Source organism: Rhodopseudomonas infernalis (assembly GCF_022271405.1).
In the GTDB taxonomy this organism is placed as follows: domain Bacteria; phylum Pseudomonadota; class Alphaproteobacteria; order Rhizobiales; family Xanthobacteraceae; genus Rhodopseudomonas; species Rhodopseudomonas infernalis.
This window is the reverse complement of the sequence record NZ_JAJNAL010000071.1, coordinates 1-14,920: the sequence shown is the minus strand read 5'-3', so window position 1 is coordinate 14,920 and position 14,920 is coordinate 1. Positions and strand designations below refer to the sequence as shown.

General features: G+C 66.3%; 14 protein-coding genes, 1 tRNA gene and 1 pseudogene. 5 read left to right on the top strand and 11 right to left on the bottom strand.

Annotation, left to right across the window (positions count from 1 at the left end; all coding sequences use genetic code 11):
* Positions 1 to 249: 249 nt before the first annotated feature.
* The 10 genes from LPW26_RS24860 to cmk all read right to left on the bottom strand — a co-directional run bounded on the left by LPW26_RS24860 (position 250) and on the right by cmk (position 10,311).
* The gene (locus tag LPW26_RS24860) at positions 250 to 1,596 is read right to left on the bottom strand and encodes a bifunctional folylpolyglutamate synthase/dihydrofolate synthase (protein ID WP_238738442.1); all 1,347 of its coding nucleotides are present in this window, start codon (positions 1,594 to 1,596) and stop codon (positions 250 to 252) included.
* Positions 1,593 to 2,564: an acetyl-CoA carboxylase, carboxyltransferase subunit beta gene (gene accD, locus LPW26_RS24855; RefSeq protein WP_238738441.1), complete on the bottom strand. Its 972-nt coding sequence runs from the start codon at positions 2,562 to 2,564 to the stop codon at positions 1,593 to 1,595. The genes LPW26_RS24860 and accD overlap by 4 nt, the downstream gene beginning before the upstream one ends.
* A gap of 109 nt (positions 2,565 to 2,673) precedes the next feature.
* Positions 2,674 to 3,510, bottom strand: coding sequence for a tryptophan synthase subunit alpha (gene trpA, locus LPW26_RS24850; RefSeq protein WP_238738440.1), 837 nt, complete (start codon positions 3,508 to 3,510; stop codon positions 2,674 to 2,676).
* Positions 3,510 to 4,724, bottom strand: coding sequence for a tryptophan synthase subunit beta (gene trpB, locus LPW26_RS24845; protein ID WP_238738439.1), 1,215 nt, complete (start codon positions 4,722 to 4,724; stop codon positions 3,510 to 3,512). Before trpB ends, trpA begins: the two co-directional genes overlap by 1 nt.
* Positions 4,724 to 5,380: a phosphoribosylanthranilate isomerase gene (locus LPW26_RS24840; RefSeq protein ID WP_238738438.1), complete on the bottom strand. Its 657-nt coding sequence runs from the start codon at positions 5,378 to 5,380 to the stop codon at positions 4,724 to 4,726. Before LPW26_RS24840 ends, trpB begins: the two co-directional genes overlap by 1 nt.
* 59 nt (positions 5,381 to 5,439) lie before the next feature.
* Positions 5,440 to 5,826: a LapA family protein gene (locus LPW26_RS24835; RefSeq protein WP_238738437.1), complete on the bottom strand. Its 387-nt coding sequence runs from the start codon at positions 5,824 to 5,826 to the stop codon at positions 5,440 to 5,442.
* Positions 5,827 to 5,879: 53 nt separating this feature from the next.
* Entirely contained in the window at positions 5,880 to 6,185 is a 306-nt protein-coding gene (locus LPW26_RS24830; protein WP_238738436.1) for an integration host factor subunit beta, read from the bottom strand.
* A gap of 159 nt (positions 6,186 to 6,344) precedes the next feature.
* Positions 6,345 to 7,313 carry a signal peptide peptidase SppA gene (sppA, locus tag LPW26_RS24825; RefSeq protein WP_238738435.1) on the bottom strand — a complete coding sequence of 323 codons (969 nt, stop codon included), beginning with the start codon at positions 7,311 to 7,313 and terminating at the stop codon, positions 6,345 to 6,347.
* 340 nt (positions 7,314 to 7,653) lie between these two features.
* Positions 7,654 to 9,384 (bottom strand): 30S ribosomal protein S1, encoded by a 1,731-nt coding sequence (gene rpsA / locus LPW26_RS24820; protein ID WP_263859039.1) that lies wholly within the window; start codon positions 9,382 to 9,384, stop codon positions 7,654 to 7,656.
* A 288-nt stretch (positions 9,385 to 9,672) separates the two neighbouring features.
* A complete protein-coding gene (cmk, locus tag LPW26_RS24815) occupies positions 9,673 to 10,311 on the bottom strand; it encodes a (d)CMP kinase (protein WP_238738433.1) in 639 nt (212 codons plus the stop codon).
* A gap of 176 nt (positions 10,312 to 10,487) precedes the next feature.
* On the opposite strand from cmk, the gene LPW26_RS24810 reads away from it, so the two are divergent.
* The gene (locus tag LPW26_RS24810) at positions 10,488 to 11,162 is read left to right on the top strand and encodes a lysophospholipid acyltransferase family protein (protein WP_238738432.1); all 675 of its coding nucleotides are present in this window, start codon (positions 10,488 to 10,490) and stop codon (positions 11,160 to 11,162) included.
* A 3-nt stretch (positions 11,163 to 11,165) separates the two neighbouring features.
* Here the strand turns inward: LPW26_RS24810 and aroA are convergent, their stop codons facing one another.
* Positions 11,166 to 12,503, bottom strand: a complete 1,338-nt coding sequence (gene aroA, locus LPW26_RS24805) for a 3-phosphoshikimate 1-carboxyvinyltransferase (protein ID WP_238738431.1) — start codon at positions 12,501 to 12,503, stop codon at positions 11,166 to 11,168.
* A 146-nt stretch (positions 12,504 to 12,649) separates the two neighbouring features.
* On the opposite strand from aroA, the gene LPW26_RS24800 reads away from it, so the two are divergent.
* The 4 genes and pseudogenes from LPW26_RS24800 (at position 12,650) to LPW26_RS24785 (ending at position 14,889) form a co-directional block, all read left to right on the top strand.
* Complete coding sequence (locus LPW26_RS24800) at positions 12,650 to 13,054, top strand: TIGR02300 family protein (protein ID WP_238738430.1); 405 nt, start codon at positions 12,650 to 12,652, stop codon at positions 13,052 to 13,054.
* A 66-nt stretch (positions 13,055 to 13,120) separates the two neighbouring features.
* Positions 13,121 to 13,196, top strand: a tRNA-Ala gene (locus tag LPW26_RS24795).
* A gap of 197 nt (positions 13,197 to 13,393) precedes the next feature.
* Positions 13,394 to 13,638, top strand: a pseudogene (locus LPW26_RS24790) (GIY-YIG nuclease family protein).
* 45 nt (positions 13,639 to 13,683) lie between these two features.
* Positions 13,684 to 14,889 carry a CaiB/BaiF CoA transferase family protein gene (locus LPW26_RS24785; RefSeq protein WP_238738429.1) on the top strand — a complete coding sequence of 402 codons (1,206 nt, stop codon included), beginning with the start codon at positions 13,684 to 13,686 and terminating at the stop codon, positions 14,887 to 14,889.
* Positions 14,890 to 14,920: the final 31 nt, after the last annotated feature.

Here is a 14,920-nt window from a genome sequence, read left to right as displayed (position 1 = left end):
ACGCGGGAGAGGGAGCCTGCTGCGATGCGGGGCGTCTGCATAGTTCTCAACAAAAGCCCTCTCCCCCAGCACGGCGAGCCCCCTCCCCCGCGGGCGGGGGAGGGTTGGGGTGGGGGCGCCACGAGCACAGCGTTGGCGACTGCTATCCGCCAGTGCGCGTCGAAGCAGGTCCGGCCGGCTGACCTATCCGCCGCTCGCCAGTGTCGGGATAGCTAGGCATACCGTTCTGCTGCGCCAGCGCGGCCATCACTAACTCGGCGGCGTTCCGTTGAGGTCCAACACATGGCCGGCCAGATACAGCGAGCCGGTGATCAGGATGCGCGGTGGTAGTTCGTAGGCGAGGCCGGCGATGCGTCGCAGCGCGGCTTCGATGCCGTCCGCGCGTTCGACGCGGAAGCCGAGCGCGCGTCCGGCATCGGCGAGTGCTTCGGGTGGCATCGCGCCGGCGCGATCCGGGATCGGCACGGTGATGATGTGCCGCGTCAGGCCGGTGAAGTTGGTGAGAAAGGCGTGCGCGTCCTTGTTGGCCATCATGCCGGCGATCAGCACCAGCGGCCGCGACACCCGTTCTTCGAGATCGCCGAGCGCTGCGGCGGCAATGCGGCCGCCATCGGCATTGTGGGCGCCGTCGAGCCATAGCTCGCAGCCCTGCGGCGCATCGCCGAGCAGCTTGCCGGTGGTGATACGCTGCATCCGCGCCGGCCATTCGGCGCTGAGTAGTCCCGCCTGATACGCAGCCTGATCGATGCTGAAGCGCGTCTGTGCGCGCAGCGTCGCGATGGCGAGGCCCGCATTGTCGATCTGATGCCGGCCGAACAGCTTTGGCGCGGTGAGGTCGAGCAGGCCGCGCTCGTCCTGATAAGCGAGCCGGCCGTGTTCGATCTGCACGTGCCATTGCTGGCCGCAGGCGAACAGCGGCGCGCGCTGCCGCTGCGCCTCCCGCTCGATCACCGCCATCGCTGCATCGTCCTGTGCGGCCACGATCGCCGGCGCGCCGCGTCGGAGGATGCCGGCCTTTTCGGTCGCGATGTCGGTGAGGGTCGGCCCGAGAAATTCGGTGTGGTCGATGCCGATCGGCGTCAGCACGCAGGCGAGCGGATGTTCGATCACGTTGGTGGCGTCGAGCCGGCCGCCGAGCCCGACTTCGAGCAGCAGCACATCCGCCGGATGCTGGGCGAACAGCCACAGCGCCGCCACGGTCTCGATCTCGAACAGCGTGATCGGCGCGCCGCCGTTGACGCGCTCGCAATGCGCCAGCGCGTCGGCCAGTTGATCGTCGCCGACCAGCACGCCGCCGCCCGGCCGGCCGAGCCGGATGGTCTCATTGACGCGCACCAGATGCGGCGACGTGTAGGCGTGGACGTTGAGGCCGGCGGCTTCGAGGATGGCGCGCAGAAAGGCGAGGGTGGAGCCCTTGCCGTTGGTGCCGGCGATGTGGATCACCGGCGGCAGTCTGCGTTCGGGATGGTCCAGCGCCGCCAGCAGCCGCTCGACGCGGCCGAGCGTCAGATCGATCTGCGCGGGGTGGAGCTGTGCGAGGCGCGCGCGCAGGTCGCCGACCGACACAGACGGTTGCGGGCCGGTCGCTGCGCTCACGCCTGCGGCGCGGCCGGCGGCGTCGCCTCGGGCGCCGTCGTCACGATCTCGGCCGCGGCCACCGGCTCGGCTTCAGCCGCAGTCGTGGCGCTGGAGACGGTCACGGTTTCGACGGCGGGCAGCGGCGTCTTGGTCAGGATCCGGCACAATCGTGCGAGCGTGGGGCGCAGATCGTGGCGGTGCACCACCATGTCGACCATGCCGTGGTCGCGCAGATATTCGGCACGCTGGAAGCCGTCCGGCAGCTTCTCGCGAATCGTCTGTTCGATCACGCGGGCGCCGGCGAAGCCGATCAGGGCGCCGGGTTCGGCGAGCTGGATATCGCCGAGCATCGCGTAGGACGCGGTGACGCCGCCGGTGGTCGGATTGGTCAGCACCACGATGTAGGGCAGTCCCGCCTCGCGCAGCATCTGCACCGCCACGGTGGTGCGCGGCATCTGCATCAGCGACAAAATGCCTTCCTGCATCCGCGCGCCGCCGGAGGCCGCGAACATGATGAAGGGCAAATGCTTCTCGACCGCCAGCTCCATGCCGCGGACAATCGCCTCACCGGCCGCCATGCCGAGCGAGCCGCCCATAAAGTCGAAATCCTGCACGGCGACGACGACGCCGTTGCCCTCGAGCTTGCCGAAGCCGACCTTCACGGCATCCTGGGCGCCGGTCTTGGTGCGCGCATCCTTGATGCGGTCGACATACTTCCGCTCGTCGCGGAACTTGAGCGGGTCGGCCACCACCTCGGGCAGCGCGACGTCGTACCAGGTCTCGTTGTCGAACACCGAGCGCAGCCGGGCCAGCGCGCCCATCCGCATATGGTAGTTCGAGCCCGGAATGACGAACTGGTTCTGCTCGACGTCCTTGTAGAACACCAACTGCCCGGTATCCGGACATTTGATCCACAAATTCTCCGGCGTTTCCCGCCGCAGCATGTTGCGGATCTTCGGACGGACGACGTTGGTCAACCAGTTCATGATGGGCTCCGCGCGTCGCCGAACATGGCGGCGCTGGGTTGATGGCACTGCCGGGATATGGCGGCGGAGCCGGGCTCCGTCCAGACCATGCCCCGAATTGATGACTGCCTTATTCGGCAGCCTGTTTGGCGCCGCGTACGCCGGCCGACAACGCCGCGACCAGATCCGCCACCGCGCCCACGCTCGCCTTGGTAGCACGCTTGTCGGCGTCGAGGCTGGCGTTTAGCGCGTCGATCAGGGCGGTGCCGACCACCGCGCCGTCCGCCTGGGCGGCGATCGCGCCGGCAGCTTCGGGGGTGCGAATGCCGAATCCGACGCAGACCGGCAGGTCGGTGTGACGCTTGATCCGGGCCACCGCGGCGCCGACCGCGGCCGTATCCGCCGAGGCCGAACCGGTGATGCCGGTGATCGACACGTAATAGACGAAGCCCGAGGTGTTGGCGAGCACCGCCGGCAACCGCTTTTCGTCGGTGGTCGGGGTGGCGAGGCGGATGAAGTTGAGCCCGGCCTTCATGGCCGGCAGGCACAGCTCTTCGTCTTCTTCCGGCGGCAGGTCGACCACGATCAGCCCGTCGACACCGGCCGCCTTGGCGTCGACCAGAAACGCATCGACGCCGTAGATGTAGATCGGATTGTAGTAGCCCATCAGCACGATCGGGGTGGCGTCGTCGCTCTGGCGGAAATCGCGCACCAGTCCGAGCGTTTTCTTCAGCGTCGTGCCGGTGTGCAGCGCGCGTAGCCCCGCCGCCTGGATGGCCGGGCCGTCCGCCATCGGGTCGGTGAACGGCATGCCGATTTCGATGATGTCGGCGCCGGCGGCCGGCAGCGCCTTGATCACCTGCAGCGAGGTGTCGAGGTCGGGATCGCCCGCCATCACGAAGGTGACGAACGCCTTGCGGCCCTGCCGCTTCAGCTCGGCGAAACGGGTGTCGATACGCGTGGTCATCAGAACTTGCCCCCGAGATGTTCGGCCACGGAGGCGAGGTCCTTGTCGCCGCGGCCCGACATGTTCAGCACCATCACATGATCCTTCGGCAGGATCGGCGCGAGATCGACGACCTTGGCGAGCGCGTGCGCCGGCTCCAGCGCCGGGATGATGCCTTCGAGCCGGCAGCACAGCTTGAACGCCTCGAGCGCCTCGGTGTCGGTCGCCGACAGGAAGTTGACGCGGCCGACATCGTGCAGCCAGGCGTGCTCGGGGCCGATGCCCGGATAGTCGAGGCCGGCCGAGATCGAATGCGCTTCCTGGATCTGGCCGTCATCGTCCATCAGCAAGTAGGTGCGATTGCCGTGCAGCACACCCGGCTTGCCGCCGGCGATCGAGGCGGCGTGCAGCTTGTCGAGCCCATGGCCGGCAGCTTCGACGCCGTAGATCGTGACGCCGGCATCGTCGAGGAAGGGATGAAACAGCCCCATCGCGTTGGAGCCGCCGCCGATGCAGGCGATCAGCGAGTCGGGCAGGCGGCCTTCCAGCTCCATAATCTGATCGCGTACTTCCTGGCCGATCACCGCCTGGAAGTCGCGGACCATCATGGGATAGGGATGCGGGCCGGCGACGGTGCCGATGCAGTAGAAGGTGTCGTGCACGTTGGTGACCCAGTCGCGCAGCGCCTCGTTCATCGCGTCCTTGAGCGTGTTGGCGCCGGACGTGACGGGACGGACTTCGGCGCCGAGCGCCTTCATGCGCAGCACGTTCGGCTCCTGCCGGGTGACATCGACGGCGCCCATGTAGACCACGCATTGCAGGCCGAACTTGGCGCACATCGTGGCGGTGGCGACGCCGTGCATGCCGGCGCCGGTCTCGGCGATGATCCGCGGCTTGCCCATCCGCTTGGCCAGCATGATCTGGCCGAGCACGTTGTTCACCTTGTGGGCGCCGGTGTGGTTGAGGTCTTCGCGCTTGAAGTAGATCTTGGCACCGCCGAAATGCTCGGTCAGCCGCTCCGCGTAGTACAGCGGCGAAGGCCGTCCGACGTAGTGCTTGAGGTAGCCGTCCATCTCGCCGCGAAACTGCGGATCGTCCTTGGCTTCAGCGTAGGCCTTTTCCAGATCGAGGATCAGCGGCATCAGCGTTTCGGCGACGAAGCGCCCGCCGAACAGGCCGAAGTGACCGCGATCGTCGGGGCCGGATCGAAACGAGTTGGGCAGGATAGGATTCATCAGGTCATCAACTCTTCGCTGGCGCGCGCGGCGCGGATGAAGCTGCGGATCATGTCGGGGTCTTTGGTGCCGGGCGTCTGCTCGACACCGGACGAAACGTCGACGCCGCCGGCGCGGGTGATGCGCAGCGCCTCGGCGACGTTGCCGGCATGGATGCCCCCGGATACCATGAAAGGAAGCGCGAGATCGAGATCGCGCAGCAGTTCCCAGTCGAACGGCGTACCGAGCCCGCCGGGCCGCGTCGCGTCCCTGGGCGGGCGGGCGTCGAACAGCAGGCGATCGGCTGCCGCAGCATAGGCCGGCAGCACCGCCAGATCGGCCGCGGTCGCGACCGCGATCGCCTTCATCACCGGCAGCCCGAACGTCTGCTTCAGCGCCTGCACGCGCTGCGGGCTTTCGTGGCCATGCAGCTGCAACAGATCGGGCCGCAGGATCTCGACGATATCGCGGATCAACGCGTCGCTGGCGTCGACCGTCAGCGCCACCTTGGCGGCGCGGCCGGCGACCTGCTTGCCGAGATCGGCCGCGACATCCATCCCGACATGCCGCGGCGACGCCGGAAAGAACACGAAGCCGACCATGTCGGCGCCGGCCGCGACCGCCGCTTCGAGCGTGTCGCAGGTCGACAGGCCGCAGATTTTGACGACGACGGACATGAGTGTGCGATCAGGTTTCGGCCGGGCGTCTTCACGGTGCCGGCAAGACGACCGGTGTTCTACAACGCCGCGTCGGCCTTGTCGCGTCTGCCGGCCGCGGAACTGCGCTCCAGCTGCAGGCGGCGCGGTTCATTCGACGCCGGCGTCATGACGCTGGCGCGCAGGTTGGCGAGTTCGGCTTTCGCCTCGATCGCCTCGGCCTGATGCCGGCGTGCGGCACGTCGCCACTTCGATTGGCGGAACCAGGTGGCGATGCCGCCGGCGATGACGCCGAGGATCGCAACGCCGATGATCAGCACGAACAGCGGCAGCTGCACGTTGCCCATCGGGTCGCTCGGCTCCAGCGGATCGAAAGAGACGGTGACGAGATGTCGGTTGGCGACCGCGAAAACGATAAAGATCAGTCCGAGCGGAATCAGCACCAAGGCCGTCAGAAACTTCTGCATGTCGTTCTCGCTCGTCTTGCCCAGCACATGTCGCCCAGCAAACGGGCGCTACGTCATGTCCCGGAATCAGGATGCTCGGAGTCGCGATTCAAACGTTCGCGCATTTCCTTGCCCGTCTTGAAAAACGGCACGCTCTTCTGGTCGACCGGAACATGTTCGCCGGTGCGCGGATTGCGGCCGGCACGGGCGGGCCGGTGCTTCACCGAGAACGCGCCGAATCCGCGGAGTTCGACCCGGTCGCCACGGGCCAGCGCTTCGACAATCTCGTCAAGGATCGCATTGACGATATTCTCGACGTCCCGCTGATAAAGATGCGGGTTGTGCTCGGCAATGCGTTGAACGAGTTCGGATTTAATCATCGAGGATGCGGTCCGTGCGTGCGGACCGCCATTTCCTTGAAAATACTGTGAACTGTCAAGACGCTAAATCAAACGAGCCGCGCTGGACAAAGCCTTGTGGAGGCGCTTAGGAGCGCCCCCACAACTCCTCGATTACCGCTTGTGACAGCTGCGCTGCGCTCAGCGCGTAGTTCCCGGCGCCCACAGCGCCAGCATGCCGTCGAGACCAAGCCGCTCGACTCCCGACTGCTCGATCTGTCGCGCGACGCTGCCGAGGCCGAGCGCGTCGAGCGTGAGGCTCGCCGCCGCGCGCAGGAAGGTGAGATCGCCGAACTGCGGTGCGAGCTTGAAGTCGCGCACCGGCAGACCGCTCTTCACCTTCTTCTCGGTTTCGAGCCACGCCACCGCGTTCTTCTCGTCGCCGAGTTCGTCGATCAGCTTCAGGCCGACGGCCTGGCGGCCGGTGAAGACGCGGCCGTCGGCGACGATGCCGAGCTGTGCGTCATCCATCGTGCGCCGTTCCTTCACCAGGTCGCGAAACCATGCGTAGGAATCCCGCACCAGCGATTCCAGCGCGGCGCGCGCTTCCGGGCTGGTCGGCTCGAAGCCGTTCGGCGCGGCCTTCAGCGGCGACGACTTCACTTCCTCGACCTGGACGCCGACCGTCTTCAACAGCTCGGAGACGTTGGGATATTGAAACAGCACGCCGATCGAGCCGACCAGCGAACTCTGCTGCGCGATGATGTGGTCGGACGCGAGCGCCGCGATGTAGCCGCCGGACGCGGCGAGACCCTCCACCACCACGACCATCGGCTTCTTGGCCTTCAGCCGCATCAACGCGCTGTAGAGTTCTTCCGAACCGGCAGTGGTGCCGCCCGGCGAGTTGATGTGCACGATCACCGCGGCGTGCGACGATTTTTCCAGCCGCTCCAGCGCTTCGATCCGTTCGGAGTTGCTGCGGATCAGGCCGTCGATCTTGATCCTGGCGATCGACCCGGTGGTGGTCAGAGCACCCTTGCCGGCCGGCGACAGCGCCGCGCCGACCACTACCACCGCGACGATCGCCGCCAGCACCGCGGCGACCCGCCAGAACGTCAGCTTGCGCCGAATGCGGCGGCGATCGACGATGACATCGGAATCAAGCGACATGGACATTCTCCGGCAAAACGGCTGGTCACGGTTGTCGAAGCGGATCGTTGAACTTCGGTGAGCGGATTACATCAATTGCAATCCAATATGAAGAAAACAAGATTGGCGACGCCATTCGCGTCGTCATTGCGAGGAGGCGAAGCCGGCGAAGCAATCCAGAGCGCCGTGCACTGAGCTGGACTGCTTCGCGGAGCCTGTCATCGGGCGGCGCTACGCGCCGACCCGTCGGCTCGCAATGACGGCGGTGGACTGGGCCAAGACGCGCGACAAATAGCCGGGCAAACAAAAAAGGGCCCCGGCAATGCCGGGGCCCTGATGTTGGTCAGCGGTAAGCCTGAGCTTACTTGTCGCGCTGCTTGAGCGCGGTGCCGAGAATGTCGCCCAGCGTCGCGCCCGAATCGGACGAGCCGTACTGTGCGATGGCTTCCTTCTCTTCGGCCACTTCAAGCGCCTTGATCGACACCTGGACCTTGCGGGCCTTCTTGTCGAACTGGATGACGCGGGCGTCGACCTTCTCACCGACAGCGAAGCGGTCGCTGCGCTGATCGTTGCGGTCACGCGCCAGCTCCGAGCGCTTGATGAAGGTCGCGAAGTCGGTGCCGACGATCTGCACGTCGATACCGGATTCCTTCACCTCGAGCACTTCGCAGGTCACGATCGCGCCCTTCTTGACGTCGCCCGGCTCGGCGAAGGGGTCGCCTTCGAGCTGCTTGACGCCGAGCGAGATACGCTCCTTCTCGACATCCACATCGAGGACGATGGCCTTGACCATGTCGCCCTTCTTGAAGTTGTCGATCACCTGCTCGCCCGGCTGCTTCCAGTCGAGGTCCGACAGATGCACCATGCCGTCGACGTCGCCGTCGAGGCCGAGGAACAGGCCGAACTCGGTCTTGTTCTTGACTTCGCCTTCGACGGTCGATCCGACCGGATACTTCTCGACGAACACTTCCCACGGGTTGCGCATCGTCTGCTTGAGGCCGAGCGAGATGCGGCGCTTGACCGAATCCACCTCGAGCACCTGCACTTCGACTTCCTGCGAGGTCGAGACGATCTTGCCGGGGTGCATGTTCTTCTTCGTCCACGACATCTCGGAGACGTGGATGAGGCCTTCGATGCCCGGCTCGAGCTCGACGAACGCACCGTAGTCGGTGATGTTGGTGACGCGTCCGGTGAAGCGCGCGTTGAGCGGGTACTTCGCCTCGATGCCCTGCCACGGATCGTCCAGCAGCTGCTTCATGCCGAGCGAGATGCGGTGGGTCTCGTGGTTGATCTTGATGATCTTGACCTTGACGGTCTGGCCGATCGTCAGCACCTCGGTCGGGTGGTTGACGCGCCGCCAGGCGATATCGGTCACGTGCAGCAGGCCGTCGATGCCGCCGAGGTCGACGAACGCACCGTAATCGGTGATGTTCTTGACCACGCCGTCGATCACCTGACCCTCTTCGAGGTTCTGCACCAGCTCCTGGCGCTGCTCGGCGCGGGTCTCTTCGAGAACCGTGCGGCGCGACACCACGATGTTGCCGCGGCGGCGGTCCATCTTGAGGATCTGGAACGGCTGCGAGTTGTTCATCAGCGGCGCGACGTCGCGGATCGGACGAATGTCGACCTGCGAGCGAGGCAGGAACGCCACGGCGCCGTCGAGGTCGACCGTGAAGCCGCCCTTGACCTGATTGAAGATGACGCCGAACACCTTCTCGTTGTTGTTGAAGGCCTTCTCGAGCTTGCCCCAGCTCTCTTCGCGGCGCGCCTTGTCGCGCGACAGCACGGCTTCGCCGAGCGCATTCTCGATCCGGTCGAGGAACACCTCGACCTCGTCGCCGACTTTCAATTCGCTATCACGGCCGGGCCCGGCGAATTCGCGCAGCGCCACGCGGCCTTCGGTCTTCAGGCCGACGTCGATGACGGCCATGTCCTTCTCGATCGCGACGACCTTGCCCTTGATGACGGAGCTTTCCTGAAGGTTTCCGCCGGCGAAGGACTCGTCGAGCATCGCGGCGAAATCGTCGCGGGTCGGGTTATACGAAGTAGCAGTCGAAGCCATTTGTTCTCCAGATGCGGATGTCGCCGGCAATTCGGTTGAGGGACGTCTCGCGCGCGCAGTGTCAGGGGTCCGCGAACCTGACGACCATTCCGCATTGGAGTGCGGAGTGGGCCGGCAGCATGCCTGCACGGTCGAGCCGTTGATCCGACATCATCGGATCGCAGCAATCAGTCATTCCAAGAAGAGCATTCCAAGAAGCGGTCCGGCTGCGAACGAAACGGCAGGCCTCGACCCCAAAAGGGCGCTGGCCTTGATGCGTTCAACCATCGCTGAAAACCGTGGAGCGGGCGTTCCTCCAATGACGGCGTCGGTTGGTGCTTAAACCCGACGCCGGCCCGCTCGAACGGCCTCGACAATCTCGATGGCGGCCCGGACGCCGCCTTCTATATCCAAATCGGAATTGTCGAGCAAGACTGCATCGTCGGCCTGCCTCAGCGGCGCCGCGCTGCGGTTTTTGTCACGTTCGTCGCGTTTGAGGATGTCGGCCAGGATCGCCGCCTCGTCGGCGGGCTCGCCGCGGCTCTGCGCTTCCAGGGCGCGGCGCTGGGCGCGGACCTCGGGCTTGGCGACCACGAAGATCTTCACGTCGGCGTCCGGGCAGATCACGGTTCCGATGTCGCGGCCGTCCAGCACGGCGCCGGGCAGGTCGGCGGCGAAGCGGCGCTGAAAGTCGACCAGCGCGGCGCGCACGGCGGGATGCGCCGAGACCACCGAGGCGGCTTCGCCGACCGCTTGGGTCTTCAGGGCCGGATCGCCGAACGTTTCCGGATCGAGCGCGTGGGCCATCTCGGCCGCGCGCACCGCGTCGGCGAGGTCGGCGGCGGCGTCGAGCATCGCCTTGGCGACCGCGCGATAGATCAATCCGGTATCAAGGTGCCGATAGCCGTAGTGCGCGGCCAGCCGCTTGCCGAGTGTGCCTTTGCCGGAGGCGGCGGGTCCGTCGATGGCGATGATCATGCTGTCGTCAGCTTCCAGAAAATGCAGCGCGCGCGGGCGCCGTTGCGTTCAACACTGCGAGTAGAGGTATTTCAAGTGGCGTTGTTTGCAGCCTGCCGCAGGCCGGTATAAACCCGCGAGCCGCGGAAATCAGCCCGGCATGCCGCGCCCCGTTCTCTGCCCGGACAATCCTCGGTATGGCCACTCCTGCTTTCGTCAAACGGATCCTGAGGACGGATGCCTTCCAATGGGCTGCGACGATTCCGGCCGCGACCTATATGCAGTTCGTCCTGTGGACCGGCCGTCTCGATCGCGCCGAAGTACCGGTTCCGGAGCCCTACATTCTGGCGATGTGGCATGGGCGGCTGATCATGCTGCCGATGCTGCGGGGGCGCGGCAAGCCGCTGATCGCGCTGATCAGCGGTCATCGCGACGGTCAGATCATCAGCAAGGCCGGGGCGATGTTCGGGATCCGGACAGCAGTCGGGTCGAGCTCGAAGGGCGGCATGCGGGCGGCGCGCGAGATGATGCGGCTGGCGCGCGACGGCCACAGCCTGTTCGTGACGCCCGACGGCCCGCGCGGCCCGCGCATGCGCATCAACAGCGACGGCATTCTCGATCTCGCCCGGCTCACCGGGCTTCCGGTGCTGCCGGTCGGGGTCGGCATGCAACGCGGCAAGCTGCTGCGCAGCTGGGACCGGCTGTTGCTGCCGGGCCTGTTCTCCAAGATCGCGATCCGATACGGCGAGCCGCTGATAGTCGACGGCCAGGCCGACCGCGCCGAAATCGGCGCACGGCTGGCGGCGTCGCTCACGGCCGTGCAGCAGGAGGCCGATCGCCTCGTCGGCCGCGAGCCGGTCGAGCCGGCCTGACCGTCAGCCCAGATCGCCCCCCAGCCGCCGCATCATTGGGACGAAATCCGGGAAGCTGGTGGCGATGAAGGCGGTGTCGTCGACGGTCACCGGTTTGTCGGCCGCCAGCCCCATCACCAGCGCCGACATCGCGATGCGGTGATCCATGTGGGTGGCGACCAGGCCGCCTCCCGGGACGTGGCCCTTGCCCTCGACGATCAGGTCGTCGCCGGCGATCTCGACCTTGACGCCGTTGACCCGCAGCATCGCGGCGGTGGCCTCGAGCCGGTCGCTTTCCTTGACGCGCAGTTCGTGCAGGCCGCGCATGATGGTGGTGCCCTCGGCGAATGCGGCCGCGACCGCCAGCACCAGATATTCGTCGATCATCGACGGCGCTCGCTCGGCCGGCACCTCGACGCCGCGCAGCTGCGAGCCGCGAATGCGGAACTGCGCCATCGGCTCGCCGGCGTCGCCGCGGGTCTGGCTTTCCTCGATCAGGCCGCCCATCTCGCGCAGCGTGGTGATCAGGCCGGTGCGCAGCGGATTGGTCATGACGTCGGTCAGCACGACGTCCGAGCCCGGCACCACCAAGGCGGCAACCATCGGGAATGCGGCCGAGGACGGATCGGCCGGCACCACCACCGGCGCGCCGCGCAGCTCGGGCTGGCCGGTGAGGCTGATCTTGCGGCCGAGCCGGCCTTCCGCCTCGGTCACCAACGTGGCGCCGAAATGCTGCAGCATCAGCTCTGTGTGGTCGCGGCTCGCTTCGGCTTCGATCACCGTGGTGACGCCCGGCGCCGACAGGCCGGCGAGCAGGACGGCGGATTTGATCTGCGCCGACGGCACAGGCGTGCGGTAGGTGATCGGCAGCGGGGCGCGCGCGCCGGCCAGCGTCAGCGGCAGCCGGCCGCCCTCGGCGCTCGACACCACCCTGGCGCCCATCTGCTCCAGCGGATCGACGATTCGCCGCATCGGCCGGCTGCGGAGCGAGGCGTCGCCGTCGAAAATCGCGGTGATCGGCGAACCGGCGACCGCGCCCATCGCCAGCCTGCAGCCGGTGCCGGAATTGCCGAAGTCGAGCGGCGCGTCCGGCTGGGCGAAGCCGGCGACGCCGACGCCGTGGACGCTCCAGGCGCAGTCGCCGGTGCGTTCGACGCGAGCCCCCAGGGCGCGCATCGCCTTGCCGGTATTGAGCACGTCCTCGCCTTCGAGCAGGCCGGTGATCCGGGTCTCGCCGACCGCCAGCGCGCCGAGGATCAGGGCGCGGTGCGAGATCGACTTGTCGCCGGGCACCCGGGCGGTGCCACGAAGTGCCGCGCTCTTGCGCGCAGAGAGCTGCGAGGTCTGGTCTGAATGGCTCAAGATGGAGGTCCCCTGGGCGCCGGTCGCCCGATGCAAGCGGGGCCGCGCGCTGCGTGGCCGCCGATACGGCATAAACCGCTATTGACAGCGGCGTGGCAACTAGCCAAGTGAAGCACCGTTTTTCAAGAAATCCCAAGGTTGCACAAGTGGCGAAATCCGATCTCGGAACCAAACGTATTTGCCCCACAACGGGCAAAAAGTTCTACGATCTGAATAAATCTCCGGTGATATCGCCCTACACCGGCGAGGTGGTGCCGATTGCGCCGGTCGCGGCGTCACGCGGCCGCGCCGATCAGCGCTCTGCCGCAGCCGCCGACACGACCGAAGCGCCCGAGGCGATGGAGGCCGAAGAGCTGGTGTCGCTCGAAGAGGCCGATGCCGAGGAGAAGACCGGGAAGGTCAAGGCGGTCGTTCCTGAGTCGGAAGACGACATCGAAATCGACGAATCGATCGAGGATGACGACGATTCGACCTTCATCGCCGACGAAGAAGAAGGGGATGAAGACGTCACCGACATCATTGGTGACGTTTCTGGCGATGAGGAGACTTGAGCTCGTCGTCAAACTGTGATCAACGAATGCCGCGCGCGGTGATTTGACCGCCCGCACCCAGGGTACGGGGCCATAGCTCAGCTGGGAGAGCGCTTGCATGGCATGCAAGAGGTCGGCGGTTCGATCCCGCCTGGCTCCACCAGCCTTCGCTTGCTTCGCAAGCTTCGGCTCGGCAAACCCGTCAAACTATCCTAGCGAAGCAAGTGAAGGCTGCCGCGGCGTAGCCCGCAGGGCGAAGCCGGGCCGGTAAGCCCAACCATCTGATTTCAACACGCCCTTTTGCTAAACTGATTCGTCGCGCTTTCGTTTTCGCGTTTGAGCAGCCGTTCTTTCAATCGGATCCATCCGACGAAATACGTTTACCTCCTCGAAAGCCTCGATTCCGAGCACTTCTACGTCGGCATCACCGACGATCTCCGGGCGCGGCTCAAGAAGCACAATGCCGGCGAAGTCCCGCACACCTCAAAGCATCGCCCTTGGTGGTTGAAGACTTATGTGGCCTTCAGTAACGAACACCAAGCGTATGCCTTTGAAAATATCTGAAGTCGGCGTCCGGTCGCGCATTTGCCAAGAAGCGCCTCTGACGGCTAAATTCGTCCTCCCATCAAAGCTTCGACAAGAAAGCCCTCATGACTTCTCCCCTGATGGCCGGCGCGATTGCCGGTTTGCGCGTGATCGATCTGTCGCGCGTGCTCGGTGGTCCGTACTGCACCCAGATTCTCGCCGATCACGGCGCCGACGTGATCAAGGTCGAACCACCGGCCGGCGACGAGACCCGCGACTGGGGCCCGCCCTTCCACGACGACGACGCGGCGTATTTCATCGGCACCAACCGCAACAAGCGCTCGATCGGCCTCGACCTCGCCTCCGAGGGCGGCCGTGCCGTGCTGATGAAGATGCTCGAAGACGCCGACGTCATGATCGAGAACTTCAAGCCGGGCACGCTCGACAAATGGGGCATCGGCAACGAGGTGCTGCGGGCGAAATTTCCGCAGCTGGTGCATTGCCGGATCTCCGGCTTCGGCGGCGACGGCCCGCATGGCGGCCATCCCGGCTACGACGCGATCATCCAGTCGATGGTCGGCCTGATGGAATCGACCGGCACGCCCGACTCTGGCCCGACCCGCATCGGCGTGGCGCTGGTCGATATGTCGACCGGGCTCTATGCCTGCGTCGGCATCCTGATGGCGCTGCTCGAGCGGCAGAAGTCCGGGCTCGGCCAGTTCGTCGAGGCGACGCTGTTCGAGACCGGCCTCGCCATCATGCATCCGCACACGGCGAACTTCTTCATGCACGGCAAGCCGCCGGCGCGCACCGGCAACGAGCATCCGAATCTGTATCCGTATTCGGTGTTCGCGGCGCGCGACGGCAACATCTTCATGGGCGTCGGCAACGACGGCACCTTCCGCAAGCTGTGCCGCGAGCTCGGCAAGCCGGAGCTCGGGACCGATCCGCGCTTCGCCCGCAACCGCGACCGCGTCGTCAACCGGGCCGAGTTGCGCGCGGAGCTGGAGGCGATCCTCGCCAACCACGACGCCGAGCCGCTGTGCCGCAAGCTGCTCGCCGCCGGGCTGCCGGCCGGTCCGGTGCAGGCGATCGACAAGGCACTCGCCTCCGATCACGTCAAGGCGCGCGGCGATATCATCGAGAAGGACTGGTACAAGGGCATCGCCTCGCCGGTCCGGTTCGATCGCACCAAAGCGAGCCTGCGCCACATCCCGCCGACCTTCAGCCAGCACGCCGACGAAGTGCTGGGCGAGTTCGGCTATTCGGCGGACGACATCGCCAGGCTGAAGGCCGACGGCATCGTCAGCGGCCCGGAGCGCAAGCGCTAAGCGGCGGGGGGGGGGGGGGGGGGGGCGGCCC

Excerpts from the sequence above, each read along its gene's own strand:
- accD (WP_238738441.1), bottom strand. The coding sequence starts at position 2,564 with ATGAACTGGTTGACCAACGTCGTCCGTCCGAAGATCCGCAACATGCTG.
- trpA (WP_238738440.1), bottom strand. The coding sequence starts at position 3,510 with ATGACCACGCGTATCGACACCCGTTTCGCCGAGCTGAAGCGGCAGGGC.
- trpB (WP_238738439.1), bottom strand. The coding sequence starts at position 4,724 with ATGAATCCTATCCTGCCCAACTCGTTTCGATCCGGCCCCGACGATCGC.
- LPW26_RS24840 (WP_238738438.1), bottom strand. The coding sequence starts at position 5,380 with ATGTCCGTCGTCGTCAAAATCTGCGGCCTGTCGACCTGCGACACGCTC.
- LPW26_RS24835 (WP_238738437.1), bottom strand. The coding sequence starts at position 5,826 with ATGCAGAAGTTTCTGACGGCCTTGGTGCTGATTCCGCTCGGACTGATC.
- LPW26_RS24830 (WP_238738436.1), bottom strand. The coding sequence starts at position 6,185 with ATGATTAAATCCGAACTCGTTCAACGCATTGCCGAGCACAACCCGCAT.
- sppA (WP_238738435.1), bottom strand. The coding sequence starts at position 7,313 with ATGTCGCTTGATTCCGATGTCATCGTCGATCGCCGCCGCATTCGGCGC.
- cmk (WP_238738433.1), bottom strand. The coding sequence starts at position 10,311 with ATGATCATCGCCATCGACGGACCCGCCGCCTCCGGCAAAGGCACACTC.
- LPW26_RS24810 (WP_238738432.1), top strand. The coding sequence starts at position 10,488 with ATGGCCACTCCTGCTTTCGTCAAACGGATCCTGAGGACGGATGCCTTC.
- LPW26_RS24785 (WP_238738429.1), top strand. The coding sequence starts at position 13,684 with ATGACTTCTCCCCTGATGGCCGGCGCGATTGCCGGTTTGCGCGTGATC.